General features: G+C 72.3%; 1 protein-coding gene (cut by a window edge). It reads right to left on the bottom strand.

The features are described 5' to 3' along the window. Positions 1–14953, bottom strand: partial view of a hypothetical protein gene (locus ACTXG6_RS17930; RefSeq protein WP_445188951.1) — the 5' portion only. Its footprint begins 13154 nt before the window's first position; 14953 of the gene's 28107 nt are visible here — the first part of the coding sequence; its start codon is at positions 14951–14953; its stop codon lies off the left edge, out of view.

Raw genomic sequence — 14953 nt, 5'->3', positions numbered from 1 at the left:
TCGCTGTCGCCGGCCGCACCTCGTCCGGGTTGACCGCGCTCGGGTCCGACGCCTTGGCGCGATCCTGCGCCTCACATGCGCAGTTCTGCTCCGGGCCGAGAGGTGGCTCGGTTTCCTGGGGGCCGCCGGACTGCTCGTCCGCGCGGTTAAAGGGACGTTCGCTGCTGCTACCTGTTCCTGGCAGAGCCTCCTCGCTCGAGTTGGGCTTGGTCGTGGTCCGGTCGCCCGGAGGGCCGTGGCTCGGCGAGTAGTCGAGCGGGCTGTCCGGCACCGCCGGACCGGTGCCACCTTGGTCCTGGCCCGGACCGTGCCGAGCGCCCTGGCCACCCCCGGAGAGGCCGTCGGACAGCGGGGCCCCGTCGCCGCCGGGGCCGTTGCCGCCGCCCGCGCGGGTGTTGTTCGGGCCGGTCGGGGGCGCGGGGTCGGGTTTGGCGGGTGGGTGCGGGCCGCCGTTGTTGTCCCGCCCGGCGCCGGAGCCGTTGGAGCCGTTCGAGCCCTGGTCAGCGGAACCGGTCGAGCCAGCGGCGGGACGGTTCACGGCCGGAGTGACCGGCCGAGGGCCGGAATCGCTGGTCGGGGACGGTGGCGTGCTGTGCTGGCCGCTGGGTGCGGCCGGGCCGCTCGCCGGCTGCACGGTGCCGGGCTGCTGGCCGCCACCCTGCCCGCCGGTCTGCTGCCCGCCGGTCTGCTGCCCGCCGGTCTGCTGCCCGCCGGTCTGCTGGCCGCCGGTCTGCTGGCCGATGGGGTCGCCGACGGCCGCGGGTGGGTCACGAGCCGGGGCCGGGTTGCCCGAGCCACCGGTCTGTCCCGGCAGCGGCTGTGGGGCGGCACCGTCGGGCCGCGGGCCGTTGCCGTGCCCCTGGGCCGGAACGTCCGCGGCCAGCTGACCGCCGCCCTGGGCCTGCGGCCGGCCGCCGGTCGTGCCCTGGCTGACCGAACCGGTGCCGCCGGTGCCGACCGAACCGGCCGAGCCGGTGCCGGTGCTGACCGGCTGAACCGGATCGCTACCGCCGGGGCGAACCGGGTCGCTACCGCCGGGGCGAGCCGGGTCGGTGCCCGTCGGACGGCCCGAGTCGCTGACCGCCGGGTCACCGGACTCACCCTGGACCGGCTCCGACTTCCGGGCGCCGACGTGGTCGCCGATCTCCTGCTCCATCCTCGGCCTGGCGTAGTCGCCGTCCTGGGCACCGCTCCGGCTCCGGTTCGGGGCGGAACCGGTGACACTCCGGCCGGCGGGCGGCGGGCGGGTCGGATCGAGGGCCGTCCCATCGCTGCTGACCCGGTGGCGGGCCATGCCCGCCGGCGCATCCGCGACGGCCCCGCGCACCTGGTCCGCGGTCACCGTCCGGCCGTTCTGGGACAGGTGATCGGCGACCGTCTGCACGTCGACGGTCCGGTACGGGTTGACCACCTCTTGGATCCGGTCGATCAACGGCCGCTCGACACCGGGAGAGATCTCCGGCCGCAGCTCCGGTCCGGCCGCGATCCGGCCGATCCGGAAGTCATTGGCCGCCCCGGCACCGCGCGCCACCAGGTGTGCGCCACCGACAGCCATCAACGCGCTGCTCTGCCACAGACCGGTGGCTATCTCGTCGCGCTCCTTCGGCCCCGCCGCGCCCCACCGGTCGACGGCGCCGGCGACCTGCTGGCCATACATGCCGGTGAACACCAGACCGGAGCCGATTTCGGAGGCACGCCCGGCGGCCATCACCCCGGTACTCACCGTGCTGCCGAGCTCGGACGCGAGCCGCACCCCGATCCCGCCCACAGCAAACGCCGAGGCGCCGATGTTGATCCATTCCATCGTCGCGGCGCCACCGGACCACGGCGTCCAGGACTGCCCGACGCTCGCTCGTTGGTACAGGCTCGCCCCGGAGACGGCGGCCCCGGTGCCGATGCCGGCACCCACCATCGCCCAACCGACCGGAGCTACCGGGGGGATGAACGACATGACCCCGCCGACGAGGGTGAGACCGAAGGAAGCCCAGCCACCGCCGCTCTTCCACCCCGGCGTCTTATGGCCGTCGAACGTGCCGGCGTCGACAGCACCGCTGGTACTGGTCATGTTCTTCGCGCCGAGCAACTTGTCGTCGGCGGAGAACATCTCGTTGTTCTCCTGGAAGCTGGTCAGGTCTTTGTAGTGGTTGCCTTCCGGGTCAATGATCTCGCCCTGGCCGTTCTTGGGTTGCGCGACCGGAAGCGTGATCCAGCTGATCACTCCGTCCTTGTCCTGGTGCACATAGCTCTTCTTGTAGATCTTGCCGTCCTGCCCGGCGACTTCTTTGGCTCTACTCAGTTGTTTCTCCGACAACTGGTCGTAATCGGCCTGAGTCATGTCCTGGTTGCCGAACAGCTTCTGGTTCACCGCCTGTGGGCTGCCCTCGGCGGCGAACTCGGCGCGCCGGTCGGCCACGGTCTTGCCCCGGAACTGTTCCTGCGGCTGGCCGTCCACGGGCTTGGCGCCCATCGAGTTGAAGTACCAGTCGTAGTCGCCGTGGTACTTGCTCCAGTCGTCGGCGTACTTCGCCGAGCGCATCGAGAAGTACAGGTCGGAGGCGCCGGTCGAGGGCATCCGCAGGTCGGAGTAGCGGTTGTCCGTCGAACGGAACACCGGGTCCCGGATGACCGCGTCGTAGCCCACGCCGCCGATGCCGCTGACCTTCACCAGCGATTGCTCGAGGTCCTGGTCGCCGTGTTTCTTCGCCGTGGCGGCGGCGTCGCCCGCGCGCTGCTGCAGCCCGAGCAGGTAGCTCATCTTGTCGCCCCAGGCGGGGTCGTCGGAGACGTTCGCGACGGCCATGTCGTAGGCGTGCAGCTTGGCCATGGTCGCGGCGTCCGGCGGCGTGGCGGCGGGCGCGAGCGCGTTGTAGACGTCCTGGGTCTTCTGCAGGCTCTTCCCCTCGGCGTCCAGACGGTCCTTCTGGTCGTTCAGCTGGGTGCGCTCCTTGTTGGACGCCGGCGCACCGTTGTTGATATCAATGATCCGGTTCTGGTTGGCCGCAACGGCATCGTCGTGGTCGTTCCATCGCGGGATCATGCTCAGCCGCAGTACCTGCGCGGCGCCCGCCTGGGCTACCTGGTCCGGGGTCGGGTCGGGCAGAGCCTTGCCGTCCGGGCCAGCCGGTTTGCCGTCCGCGGTGACGCCGTTCGGCAGGCCGGTGAGCTTGCCGAGATCCCGCATCTGCTGGTCCCGGTCGTTGGTGGGCGTGTTGCCCGGGATCTTGTTGATCTGGTCCATCAACTTGGGGTCGAGGGCCATCTGTTGGGCGGAGGTGTTGATCGGCCGGTGCCCGTCGATCAGCGCCGGGCCGACGGCCGACTCGGCGCCGGTCAGCGCCCGCTGTGCATTGTTGAAGTCGGTGTATAGGCGACCGGTGTCGCGCAGCAGGTTGCGCTGGGCAGTGGTGGCGGTGCCGTTGTCCGCCGCCGCGATCGCCGCGTCGATGTCCTTCCGCTCACCGTTGACCTTGTTCACGGTCCAGTTCGCGGTGGAGGCGTAGGAGCCCATCTGGATGATCGCCAGACCTCGGTCGGTGTCCGAGACCGGCTGGCCCATCTTCACCGAGTCCAGGTAGTCCTGCTTGTCCTTCGGACTCATCGCGTTGTACTGGTCCGGCGTCAGCATCGGCACCATGCCGTCCTGCTTGTACCGGTCGTCGTTGGCCTTGAGGTACTGGTCGATCGGCAGGTCGGTGGGGGTGCGCCGCGCGTTCTGGTCGGTGAACAGGTTCAGCGAGCCGTCTGTGTTGTTGCCGCGCCAACCCAGGTCCGGGACGTCGGCCGAGACGGTGCCGGAGCACTTTCCACCGTCGCCCGGGTTGCAGCCCGTGCCGGTGTTCTTGCCCTTGTAGGGCCCCTCGGTGATCGGATTGAGCACGTACTCGCCGCACTCGCCACCGGGGCTGCCGGTACACGTCCGGGTGTGGCCCTGGGTGTTCGTGCTGGTGCACTTGTTGTCGCTGGTGCACCACTGGCCGCCACCTGCACCGTTGTTCTGCACGATCGTGGTGACGCCACTGCCGGTGGACTTGTTGCCGTACGGGTCGGTCACGGTCACCGACTGGTTGTCCGGTCCGACCATCTTGACCATGCCGGTGCCCAGCGGGGCCTTGCCCTCCCCGGTGGCCAGCTGGAACTGCATCGTGCAGCGGTACTGGCACGGTTCGGTCTGCGCCTGGTCGTGCGGCCGGGTGTAGGTGCAGATGCCGACACAGTCGACGGTGCCGCCCTTGCCGTCGCCGTCCGGAGTGATGATCTTCCCGTCGTTGTCCGCGCCGACCTCGTAGACGGTGTTCACCTTGATGCCGGCCAGCTGGGCCTTCAACTGGATCTCCGCGATGGCCGCCGGGTCGCCGTGGGCGAGGACCTCCATCCGGTCCTTGTCGGTCTGCTTGATCTCGTAGCCCTCGGTCGTCTTGATGTCGAAGGTCTGGCCGCCGGTGACGTGGTAGAGGCCGGGCGTGCCGTCCGAGCCGCGGGTGACGATCGTCGACCAGTCATCCTCCGGGCGCAGGCCGTTGCCGTCGGAGGTGATGACGTCCTTGCCGTCCTTGCCCGCCTGCAGAGTGACCACACCCTGGCCGGCGTGGCTGAAGTAGCCCGGGTTGCCGTAGCCGTCGCGGGCGGTCATCAGGTTCGGGGAACCGGCCAGGTCGACGTGGTCGGTGAACTTGCCATTGCCCAGGTCGACGTTGCTCGCGTCGCCCGTACAGCCGCCGTTGCAGGTGAAGGTGAACGGCGCGCCGCCGGTGCCGCCCAGGTTGCCGGCATTGTGGCTCGGGGTGTTGCTGCCCGACGGTCGGGAGTCCTTGAAGTTCATCGTGGAGCCGGTCACGCCGTCGTGCACCTGACCGTTGCCGTTGAGCCACCACAGGCCGTCGCCGTCGTCGCCGCCGGTGAGCCCACAGCCGACGTTCGCGCTGCAGGCGCTGTCTTCGTGACCGGGCGCCGACGGGTGGGTTGCCCTCGGGTTGCCCTGCGCCGGGAAGTTGATCTTCCCGCCACCACCGTTGACCGTGTCGCCCGGCTTGCACTCGGTGGCCGCGCACTGCCGTGTCTGCAGGGTGCCCTTCGGGTCCTTCGTATAGACCGTGTAGCTGCCGTCGGTGTTCTTCTGGTAGCCGATCAGCGAGTCACCGGGGCCGAGCACCTTGCCCAGCGTGTCGGCGTCCCATGGCGTGTAGCCGTATTTCTGGGTGATCTGTCCCCACGCGTCCGGGGCCAGGCCGTCCTTCGCGGTGGACGTGATGGGGTCCATCATTTTGCCGTCGCGGCCCTGCAGCGTGATGGTGCCCGCGCCGGCGTGGCTGTAGTCGCCCAGGTTGCCCAGCCCGTCGCGGCCGACCAGCAGGTTCGGGGTGCCGGCCAGGTCGATGTGGTCGGTGAACTTGCCCTTGCCCAGGTCGACGTTGCTGACGTCGCCCTTGCAGCCGCCGTTGCAGCTGAAGGTGAACGGCGCGCCCTTGGTGTTGCCGAAGCTGCCCGAGTTCTGGCTCGGGGTGTCGTTGCCGGCCGGCCGGGAGTCCTTGAAGCCCATCGTGGACCCGGTGATGCCGTCGTGCACCGTGCCGTTGCCCTCGATCCAGTACCCGCCGTTGCCCTTCTTGTCACCGTTGAGCGCACAGCCGACGTTCGCGTCGCAGGTGTGGTTGTCGTGTCCCGGCGCCGACGTCCTACTCGTCTGTGGGTTGCCCTGGGCCGGGAAGGTGATCGACCCGCCACCGCCGTTGACCGTGTCGCCGGGCTTGCACTCGGAGGCAGGGCAGGTCCGGGTCTGCGGCGTGCCACCGGCGTCCTTGGTGTAGATCGTGTAGCTGCCGTCCTTGTTCTTCTTGTAACCGATGAGGGACTGGTCAGGACCCAGCCCCTTGACCAGTTGATCGATGTCCTGCGTCTTGTGGGCCGCCCGGGCCGCGGCGGCGGCGCGAGCGGCCAAGATCTCGTTCCAGGACGGGCCGGTCTTGGTGAACGCGCTGGCGCCGGCCTGTTCGAGCTTGAAGCCCGAGCAGTCGCCGGAACACTTCGCGCCGCCGCTGCCGCCGGGGCCGGCGTTGGCCCACGCGTGGACACCACAGCCGCCCTTGCCGTTGCCGGAGCAGGTGCCCGAGCCGTCGGCGGACCAGTAGCCGCTGGGCATGTTCGGCTGCTTCGGGTTGGCCTTCTGGCCCTGACGGTCGTGCGCCTCGGCGTGCGCGGAGTACGGCGAGGTGCAGTTCTTCGCGCCGATGCACACTGCCTGCGCCTGCGCGTCGGCGCCCTGAGCGAACGCCTTCGCCTGCACCTGGACGACGCCGCCGCCCATCTCGCCGTCCTCCGAACCGTGGGCGTAGGCCTTGGCCCAGGCACCGGAGCGCCGGTCCGCGGCGGAGTCGGAGGCGGTGCCGTCGAAGTGGTAGTGACACTTCGAACCCTCGGTGCCCTGGCAGCTCGCGCCGGCCATGGCGCTGCCGTCCGAGGAGGCACCGACCAGGGTGGTCCCGGCGCACTGCCCGTTCTTGGCGGCGGTGCAGTCGCTGTTGGCGTTGCCGCTGGCCGCGCCGATCTTGGCGTTGCCCTCGCTGTGGCCGGTGCAGCCGCCGGCGCCGCCGCACTGGTAGCTGACCTGCGCGAGGTCCGGTGAGGCCGTGCCGCCGGTGCCCACCAGGCAGCCGGTGCCGCCGGCGCAGGTGGCCGTGGTCTTGGCGTGCACGTCCTTGGAACCGACCACATCGCTCTGGCTGGCCGCGTGGATCGGGCAGCCCGCGTCGGTGCCGTTGTCACAGCTGACCGCCACGTTCGCGGAGGTGGCGGCGAACTGCGACTTCACCCCGGGCGCTGTCACCGCGGTGCTGGTGGTCACCCGGATCCCGGCCTGGCACGGACCGGAGCCGGCACAGGCGGTGTTGCCGTCCCCGGTACTGGTGCTGTGCCGGCCGCCCTGCTCGACGCTGGCCGTCACCTTGCCGGTCACCTTCGCGGTGCACCCGGCGTCGGGGCAGACGGCGTTCGAGCCGGTCTCAGCGCTGCCGGAGGAGCCCGGGATCGGGTCGCCGGCAGGGTTCTTCTTGTCACCGGCGGTGCGCTGGCCGGAGTCGCGCATCAGCGTCACGGTCGCGTCACTGGTGACCGCACAGCCCCCCTGGCCGGCGGTACAGGTGGCGTCGGTGTGGGAGACGCCGGGGATGCCGGAGGTGTCACCGGTGGTGGCAGCGGTGCAGCCGGTGGTGACACATTGCGCGGTGGCCTGCGACTGCGACAGCGTCGGCGGGGCGTTGGTCACCGGCGCGGCGGCCGTCTTCGCTGCCGCTGTCGCGGCCTGGTCGGCCTGCTTGGCGGTGGCGGCTGCGTCGGTCGCGGCCTTGCGCTGGGCGGCGGTCGCGCCCGGGGCGTCAGCGGTCTGCTTGGCCTGGTCGGCGGCCTGGTGGGCTTGCTGGGCCTGCTGCTTTGCCTGGGTGGCGGCGTTCTGGTTGGTCATTGCCATGGTGTCGGCCACGACCTGGCCGGACCCGGCGGTGGAGTTGCTGACTGCCTGGCAGCCGCCCTGGGCGTCGGCCTGGCTGGTGCAGCTACCGGAGGTGGAGGCTTGCCCGGCCGGGGGGCCGCGGGATCCGGTGGCGCCGGTGGCCGTCTTCGGGCCGTCGCTGCCGACCGCGGTGGAGTGCACGGTGCCGGTGCACCCGCCCGCGCCGGCCTGGCAGTTCAGGGTGGCGGTGGCATTGGACCAGCTGGACGCTCCGGGCACGGTGGGGGCGACGTTCGCGCCGGCGCCCGGGGAGCCGGCGGGTGCCGGTGGGGTGGCCGGCTGCTGGCCGCCGGAGCCGGTGCCGGTGCCGCCGCCGTTCGAGCCGCTGCCGCCCTGGGAGGCCTGGGTTGCGCCCTGACCACTCTGGGTGGCCTGGTTGCCGATGCTGTCGGACGTGGTGGTCGCGTTGGTGGTGGACGGGGCGTTCACCAGCGGAGCGACCTTCGAGGCGTCCGGGCCGGCGGAGGCACCGGAGTTGGTGACGGCCTGGCAGCCACCGACCGCGCCCTGGCAGGTGCCGGTGCCGGTCGAGCCGCGCGGGTCGGGCGACACGCCGGGGTCGGTGCCGGTCGCGGAGCTGGTCACGGTCCCGGTGCAGCTGGACTGGGTGTCGCAGGTCAGCGCCGCACCGGAGGCGGAGGCGGCCGACGGGCCCGAGCCGGACTGGGCGCCCTGCCCATTCTGATCGCCGGCCAGGTAGGTGGTGGCGCCCGGGCCGGTGGAGGCCGCGGACACCGTCTGAGGTGTGCACGACCCGCCGCCGGCCGTGCACGACGCCGTGCCGGTCGTGGTGCGCGGGGCGCCGGCGGCCGGGTCGTAGCTGGTGGCCGACGAGGTCGCCGTCCCCGAGCACCCCGCGGCCCCGGTCGAGCAGTCCACCGAGGCGGTCGAGGTGGACACCGCCGAGGGCCCGGTGGCCGCCGCCTTCTGCCCGGGCAGGGTCACCGCCGGCGAGGAGCTGGCCAGCGAGTCGGTCGAGGCGTCGCAGCCACCCTGCTTGACCGTGCACTCGCCGCTGCCCGTCGAGGACTTCGCCCGGCCGTTGTCGACCGCCGCGTCCGCCCCGGTCGCCTCGGAACCGGCGGTGCCCGAGCAGCTGGTCGAGCCGGCGGCGCAGTGCACCGAGGCGGAGGCGTCGGACACGCTCTCCAACCCGCCCGACACGGTCGGCTTCGCCCCGGCCTGGCCGGTCTTGGCAGCGGCGGTCTCGACGGCGGTCTTTGCGGCGGCGCCGGCCGGGTTGGCGGCGGGGTTGGTGGCGGCGGTCAGGGTGGGCTGGGTGAACCGCGTTGCGGAGTTCGACTGGGACTGGCAGTTCCCGTCGGTCGCGGTGCAGGTCGACGACCCGGTGGAGGTCTTCGCGGCCGCCCGGGAGCCCGCTCCGGTGGACGGGTCGATGGTCACGTCACCGGATCCAGTGGAGGAGGTCTTCGACGACCCGTTGCCGGAGCACCCGGTCTGCCCGGGCTGGCAGGTCACCGACACCGACGCCCCGCTCGAGCCGGTGCTCTGTCCGGTACCGGACCCGGTGGCGTTGCCGAACAGGCCGGCCCACGCGGTGTCGGTGGTGTCCGGGTTGGTGGCCACCGAACCGGACTGGCTCTGGCAGCCGCCGCCGGCCACCGTGCAGGAGGCCTGGCCGGTGGTGGCCCGCTTCACTGTGGTCGTCTGCACCGGCGCCGGGGTGACGGCCGTGGCCGGGGTGACGGCCGCGCCCTGGGTCGGGTCGGCCGGGTTCACGGAGGGGGTGGCGGCCGGAGCTGGGCTGGCGGTGCCACCGGACTGTGCGGTCGCGGTGCCCGGCGTCCCGGTCGCGGCGGTGGGGACGGTGTCCGTGTGGGTGCTGTTCGCGCCGGTGTCGGTGGTCGCACTGCCCGTGCACCCGGTCGCGTCGGTTGCGCACTGCACGCTGGCCTGGGCTTGCGGGCCGCCGGTGCCCGCGCCGGTCAGCGCTGCGCTGGTGTCGGCGTTGGTGTCCGCCGCGCTCGGGCGGTTGCCGCCCGCCCCGGTCGCGGTGCCGGTGCTGCCGGTGGTCGCGGTGCCGGTGCTGCCGGTGTTCGCGCCGCCGGTGTTACTGCCGGTGCCGGCGCCGGGGGCGCTGTCCCCGCCGGTGTTTGCGCTGTACCGGTAGTCGGCGGTGTTGGCGGTGCTGGAGTCGGCGTTGTTGCCGCCGTCCCGGCCGTTCTGGTCGGTGTACCGGTCCCAGCGGTTCCCCCGGTCCGTTCCGTCCCAGGTGTTGTCGGTGCCGGTCGGGTCGGTGCCGGTCGGGTCCGCCCCGGACGAGGTGCTGCATCCGCCGGTCTTGGTCGCGCAGTGCGCCGAGCCGGAGGCGTCCCCACCGGTCTTCGCCGGGTCGGTGCCCGCCGGAGCGCCGGTCGTGCCGGTCGTGTCCCCACTGGTGGTGGACGTGTGTCCGGTGGAGTCGGTGTCGCAGGTGCCGGTGCCGGTCTGGCACCCGGCGTAGGCGAGGATGGAGTTGGTGTCGGTGTCGACCGCGCAGTTGCCGGTGCACGCCCCGCTCGAGGTGGACTTGTCCGCCGGGTCGGGCTTACCGCCGGAGCCGCCGGTGGGGTCGGCGGTCGGGGTGGTGCTGGTGGCGTGGCAGCCTCCCGCGCCCTGGCACAACGTGGTCGCCCGCGTCTCGTCGGCCTGGGAGGTGGTGTTGCAGTCGCCGGCCCCGCAGGAGGTGGACGCCGACTGGGTGCCGTTCCTGGTCGCGGTCTGGCAGCCGCCGTCGATCGCGCAGGAGGCCGACGCTGTGGTGTCCCCCGAGCCCGACGACGTACGGCAACCGGACACCCCGGTCAGCCCCAGGCACACATCCTGTGTTGAGGACCGGCCGCCGCCCCACCACGCGTCCCGCGCCGAGGCCTGCGTGTTGTCAGGGGCAGTGTCGGGGGCGGAAGTGACGCAGCTGGTGAATGCGCCGCTTGCGCCGCAGCCGGCGGAGGAGCCGGACCCGCCGGTGGGCAGACCGGTGGTCGGATCGTGACCGGTCGCTTCGGCCAGCGCGGCGGTCTGCGCGTTCACCTGCTGTTGGTTGGCCCGGAACGCCGCCTGGTCCTGGTCGTACGTTGCCTGGGTGACCTTCCCCGCGGCGACCTGGGCTTTCTCCGCGTCCAGTGCTGTCTGGCTGGTGGCCAGTTTTTGCTGGCCGGTGACCACGTCGTTGATCAGGCCGGACGTGTACGGGGTCAGCTGGGCGGCTTCGCTGTCGGCCTTGGTCGACAGGGTCTTCTGCGCCGCGGCGGCCTTGTCGTAGTCGGCCTGCGTCATCGCCCCCGACTTGACCTTGGCCTGGGCGGCGGTCAGCGACTGCTGGCCTTTCACGACCGCCAACCGATCGTTCAGCGCCTGGTTCGCCGCCGACGGGGAGTCCAGCGGACCCCACCACGACGCCAACTCGTACGGATTGTCCGTGCCGCCGAGGTCGCCGTTGGCGTCGCTGGTGGGCAACAACGACGGCGGCGGGCGCGTCGCCAGCGAGGACTGGAAGCCCGTCGAGTTCGGCTGACCGGCGCTGCAGGTCACCCCGCACTGCTGCTGCCCCTGGCCGGTCTGGCTCCCCTGCGTGCCCGGACTGCCCTGCTGCCCGGCGCGGCCCTGGGTGGTCTGGGAGGCCAGGGCCTGCGACAACGCCGCCCGGGTCTGCTGCCCCGCGGCCGGGCCGGCCACCGCCGACACGATCTGGGACACCAGGTCGAAGATCGACGAGACCAGTTGCTGTGCCGGGTCCACAGCCGAACCGGACCCACCACCGCCGGTCAGACCAGACGACCCGGTAGCCGAGTTCTGGCCGGACCCGGAGCCCGAGCGAGCGCCGAGGCCGTTGCTGGCCAGCCACTCCCGCACCAGGTCTGTGATCCCCTGCGCCAGCTGGTCCACACCTCTCAACTGGGATGCCCCAGCTGCCTGCCCTCGGGCGGTCTGGCTGCCGTTGCCGGGGAAACCCCAGTGCGGATGCCGGTTCGTGGGGCCGCTGTCGGACTCGTCGGAGTCGGTATCCGAGTCGGAGCTGCCCGAGTGTTGCTGGTGCGCCGAGCCGGACCGGCCGCCCTTCGACGCTTCAGGCCGCGTCAGGCCTGGCACAAAGTCTTCGATCAGCGACGTGATCGTCGGGGAAAGCCGCGACAGCGCGCTCTCGACCAGGTTGCTGGTGTTGCTGTTGTTGCGGAGGTTCACGAGCGACGGAGGACCCCGACCGCGCAATGCCGCCAGCACGGTGGACCTGGCCGTAGCCGCGACCGGGCAACCGGTGCCGGCGTCGAGGTCGCAGCCGCTGATGCCGGGGGTGTCGGTCGTCGTCGCGTCCGTGGACCCCGAACCGCTGTCGCCCCGGCCGGCGATCTCCGCTACCGACCGGGGGCCGGGGACGCCCCATTGCTGGCCGGCGCTGCCCGAACCGTCCAGGCCCGCGCCGCCCGCGCCGCGTTGCAGCGCCGCGCCGGTTGCCATCGCCGACTCGACCTGGTCGGCCACACCGGTCAGCACGCGGTGGGTGCGTTGGCCGGCGTCCTGTCCGCCCATTGCACCCACGACACCGGAGGTGAAATCGACGAGCGTCGAGAACAGCTGGTCCACCCCCGGGCCCCGGCGGGTCGGGGCGGAGGGCACCGCACCCGAACTGGGGGCGTTGTCACCGGCCTGAGCCAGCCGCCTGACGAGCCACTGATCGGCACTCGGCTCTGTCTCCTCCGGTGTCCACCGGTCCGTGCCGGCTACCCCGGACGGGTCCGCGCCGTTCGTGCCGTCCGCGCCGGACTGTTGCTGGCGCGGCGGAATCCCCGACACGCGGCCCGCGCCCGTCGGCGGGGTGGGCGCCGCGGTGGATGCACTGCCGCCGCCCGCCCCGGAGCCGGCGTCGGTGAGCTGGCCCAGGAACTGGGTGATCTGCGAGAGCACCGCGTCGACCAGCCGCACCACGCCACCGAGGCGGCTGTCACTCGAGCCGTTCCCGGTCGAACCGTCACCGCTGGGCGTCGCGGCCGCGCCCGAGGTACCCGCACCCGAACCGGAGGCGCCACTCGGCGGTCCGGTCAGGCCGTTCTGCGCCAGCCAGCTCTGGACCAGCTGCGTGACGCCCTGGGCCAGCTGATCCACGCCGGAACCGGACTGGCCGGACCCGCCGCTGCCCTGGTCACCGCGGCCCTGGTCACCGCGGTCCTGATCGCCGCCGTCCCGGTCACCGTGCTGGTGGTCGCCGCGGTGGTGGCGCGGACCGGTGTGGTCGGAGTCGCCTGAGTCGTCCCAGTGGCGGTGGCCCTGCCCGGACCCGGCATCGGAGCTCGACGCCGACCCACCCTGGTCAGCGCTGGAACCGGAACCGTCAGAGCCGATGAGCCCGTTCTGCTCCAGCCAGCTCTGGACCAGTTGAGTGATCCCCTGCGCCAGCTGGTCCACGCTGGGACCGGGCTGGCCGGACCCGCCGCTGGACTGGCCGGCCCCACCACTGCCCTGGTTGCCGCTGCCCTGGTTGCCGCTGCCCTGGCTTCCCGTCGGGTTGCCGCCCGGGACAGTGGTGCCAGGTTGAGTGCCGAGCTGGCCCAGGAACTGGCCGACCTCGGCGAGCACGTTCCCGATGAAGCGGACGAGCCCGCCGCTGAGCTGTCCGGAGCCGGTGTCGGTCGATCCGGGGAGGACGGTCGTCGACGAAGGCCGGGAGCCTCGCTGGGGTGTCGCCGCGGCGGACTTGGCCTGGGCAGCCATCCGGGTGGCGCTGGAGACGATGTTGTCGATCAGCTTGGCGATCGCCGGGGAGAGCTGCGACCTCGCGCTCTCAACCTGGTCGCTCAAAGCCTGGGTACTGCTGGAGCCGGCACTGTTGGAACTGCCGCGGTCGGTCTGGCCGCTGGACGTGCTGGTGTCGGTGCTCGCGGCGGCCGGAGGGCCCCGCCCGCTCAACGACTCCACGAACCGCGACAGTGGGCCCACCACGTCGTCCACGCAGCCCGGAGCGCCAGTCGCGGCGCAACCCGTCACGCGCGACACAAGCTCCGCGACCGCGCCGGAATCACCGTCGCCGCGGGGTCGGCTGGTCGTCGTCGGACCCGCGTCCCGCTCGGGCCGCGAGCCCGCCACAGCGGGCTGGCGGCCACCCGCAACCCCGCCGAGCCCGGCACCGTTGGTGCCGTTGTTCAGTGCCGCGCTCGCCGCCAGCGCCGACTCGACCTGATCAGTCACCTGGGTCAGCGCGGCGTGCGTCCGCTGCCCGGCGGCCCGCCCACCCACCGTGGTCACAACCCCGGACACCAGATCCACCGCGCCGGAGAGCAACTGCTCAACGCTCGGACCCGACAGTCCCGCACCGCTCAACCCGGCAGGTGGAGAAGAGGAGTTCGACCGGCTCCGCTGCTGACTCGGTTGTCCGGCGGCCGCCAGAAGCTTGGCGACATCGGCGGCCGAGACACCGGCCTGAGCCAGCTGCGCCGGCGACACATCGGCGGCGGTCGACGGGTCGTCAATCGCCGCCCGCAAGGCCGACATCCGACCCGCGTTCGCCTCCGGCACGGCCGGTTGCCCGACCGACCCGTTCTGCCCCTGGGCCACCGTGCTCGTCTGCCCGGTCCCCGATGCGGTGCCGGTACCGGACTGACCGCCGGTGCCGCTCATCGAACCCAGCGACCCGACCAGCTTGCCGACTCCGGACAGCACCCGGTCGAGCAGCTGCTCGACCCAACCACCCGTTGCGGCGCCGACCCGGTCAGCGACCGCGGCGGCAGAGCGTCCCGCGCCGTCCGCACCGACCAACCTCGCGGCCGTCCGGCTGACGAGCTTCGCGGCGTTCTGACGGTCCACACCCTCGGCCATCCCGTCGGCCAACTCACCGGTCACCTTGTCGGCCAACGTGCCGACCGTGGCCGCGGCCACCCGGCCATCCGGGCTCTGGCCGGCGTGGCCATCAGGCTGGCCGGTGGCCACCGGCTTGGCCGCGGCCGCGCCACCCGAGTGTGAGGCCACTCCGACGGCGTGGCCGCGGGCGCCACCCGAGGCACCCGCGCCGGAGGCACCGGAACCGCTGGACACCCCGAGCAGGTTCCGCAGCCAGTCCAGGAACCCGGAGTCGCTCGGCGACCCAGTCGGGTTAACGGAGGAGTTGTGCGTACGCGACCGAGCGACGTAACCGGAACCGCCCGAGGAACCCGGACCGGATGCGGCCGCCCGTACGCCGACAACCGCCGGCGAGTCACACGAACCGGACGTACCGGCCGAGCCATCGGCACAGGAGCTCAACGCGCCGCTCCCGTCCACAGCGGCGCTCAGGAGCCCGCCGGCCGGCGAACCGGACTGCCGGACCTGGGCCACAAGGTGCACCGCCGGCGACTCAGCCACCGCCACCGAGGCTCCCGCCGGTGAGGTGGAGAACAGCGCCGCCGCCATCCAGACCAGCGCGGCGCCAACCACCATCCCCGACAGCGGCAACCGCAACAGCACCCGCGACACGACGGGCAGCAC

The organism is Pseudonocardia sp. Cha107L01 (genome assembly GCF_052566575.1).
This window is presented reverse-complemented; position numbering and strand designations above follow the sequence as displayed.